This window comes from Streptomyces sp. NRRL WC-3549 (assembly GCF_000721935.1).
Taxonomy (GTDB): Bacteria; Actinomycetota; Actinomycetes; order Streptomycetales; family Streptomycetaceae; genus Streptomyces.
The window spans coordinates 37682-39652 of sequence record NZ_KL585394.1; the positions used below are offsets into that span (position 1 = coordinate 37682).

2 protein-coding genes and 1 pseudogene are annotated in these 1971 nt (G+C 72.2%); all 3 read left to right on the forward strand.

Annotated features, from left to right (window positions below; translation table 11 throughout):
- A partial coding sequence (locus IH13_RS0110800; protein WP_031083268.1) for a transglutaminase-like domain-containing protein occupies positions 1-658 on the forward strand: 658 nt, incomplete at its 5' end.
- Between the two features lie 45 nt (positions 659-703).
- On the forward strand, positions 704-1258 hold the full coding sequence (locus tag IH13_RS0110805; RefSeq protein ID WP_031083270.1) for a sugar O-acetyltransferase: 555 nt from the start codon (positions 704-706) through the stop codon (positions 1256-1258).
- Positions 1259-1570: 312 nt separating this feature from the next.
- Positions 1571-1971: pseudogene (locus IH13_RS42205) on the forward strand (coagulation factor 5/8 type domain-containing protein); the annotation flags it as partial.

Here is a 1971-nt window from a genome sequence, read left to right on the forward strand (position 1 = left end):
GTACGGGGCGCGCCCCGCCCGCGCGTGGGCGTCGGCGCTCCAGGAACTGCTGGGCGGGCGGTGCGGGTTCGCCGGCGGTCCGGCCGACTACCAGCGGCTGGAGTCCTCCCTGCTCCAGCACGTCCTGCGGCGCCGCAGGGGGCTGCCGATCCTGCTGTCGGTGGTGTGGACCGAGGTCGCGCGGCGGGCCGGTGCGCCCGTGTACGGGGTGGCGCTGCCCGGCCACTACGTGGTGGGCTTCGGTGATCCGGCGGAACAGGTGCTGGCCGACCCGTTCGCCGGCGGGGCCCCGCTCAGCGGCGAGGACGCCGCGCTCATGGTGGCCGGGACGACCGGGACGCGGCTGGAGCCGTCGATGCTGGTACCGGCGGGGCCGCTGGAGACCCTGCTGCGGGTCCTGAACAACATCAGGGCCTGGGCCGCGGCCCGTCCCGAGCGCACCGATGTGGCCCTGTGGGCGCTGGAGCTGTCGCTGCTGCTGCCCTCGCATCCGGCCAGGCTCCGCTACGAGCGGGCCCAGCTCCTGGTACAGCGCGGGGAGTTCCTGCGCGGAGCGGCCGAGATGGAGGAGTACGCGGAGGTCGTCGACGGCGTGGAGCCGACGGCCGCGGCGGAGATCCGCCGACGCGCCCAGGCCGCCCGGGCCCTGCTCAACTGAGAGCGGACCGCCCCACCCCCACCAAGGAAGAGGAGAGGGCAGGACATGCCGAGCCAGAAGGACGCCATGCTCGCCGGTGAGCCGTATCTCGCCGACGACCCCGAACTCGCCGCCGAGGCCCTGCGTGCGGCGCTGCTGAGCGAGCGGTTCAACTCCACCTCGGCCGCCGACGCCCAGGGCCGCCGGGCGGCCCTGGGCGAGCTGCTCGGCGAGGTCGGCGAGGGGGTGGAGATCCGGCCCCCGCTCCGGGTGGACTACGGCTACAACATCACCGTCGGCCCCCGTACGTTCGTGAACTTCGGAGCCGTCCTCCTCGACGTCGGCCGTATCACGATCGGCGCCGACGTCCAGATCGGCCCGAACGTACAGCTGCTCACGCCCACCCATCCCGTGGAGCCGGAGGCGCGGCGTGCCAAGTGGGAGGCGGCCCGGCCGATCACGATCGGGGACAACGTGTGGCTGGGTGGCGGGGCGATCGTCTGCCCGGGCGTCACGATCGGCGAGAACACCGTGGTCGGCGCGGGGGCGGTGGTCGCCAAGGACCTGCCGGCCGGTGTGGTGGCGGTGGGCAACCCGGCTCGGGTGATCCGCGAGGTGTGACGACCGGGAGTCTCCCGGGCACACCCCCGCCCGCCTTGCCCTGCCCTGGTCCCGCCCCTCGCCCGGCTCCACCGCCGAGAACAACATCCTGTGAAGTCAGCCCGTCCCGGATTCCTGACGATATCGGGACAACTGCCTTTCCCCTGCCGCTATTTCTTGCGCTCACGGCATCCATGCGCACCTCTTGGCGCCCACCTCTTGACGTGTCCCGGACCATAGCGGTTACATCGGCGAAACGCCTGAGAGCGCTCTCTCCCTCTCTCGCCCGACCGTCGTGCCCCCCACGCGACCACGACTCAGGAGACGTACTCCATGCAGGTTCCCCCCACGGATCCCGCGCGTTCCGCGCCCCCCACGACCCCCCACCGCCGCCGCCGTTCCCCGGTGCTCGGCCTCACCGCGCTCGCCGCCGCCATGCTCATGGCCGTCCCCGCGACCCAGGCGGCGTTCGGCAGCGACGTCCGGGAAGCCGCCGCCCAGGAGGTGGTCGGCGGCGGTGACCTCGGCCCCAACGTGCTGGTCTTCGACCCGTCGACGCCCGACGTCCAGGGCAAGGTCGACGAGGTCTTCAGGAAGCAGGAGTCGAACCAGTTCGGCACCGACCGCTACGCGCTGATGTTCAAACCCGGTACGTACAACGACATCAACGCGCAGATCGGCTTCTACACCTCGATCGCGGGCCTCGGGCTGAACCCCGACGACACCACCTTCAA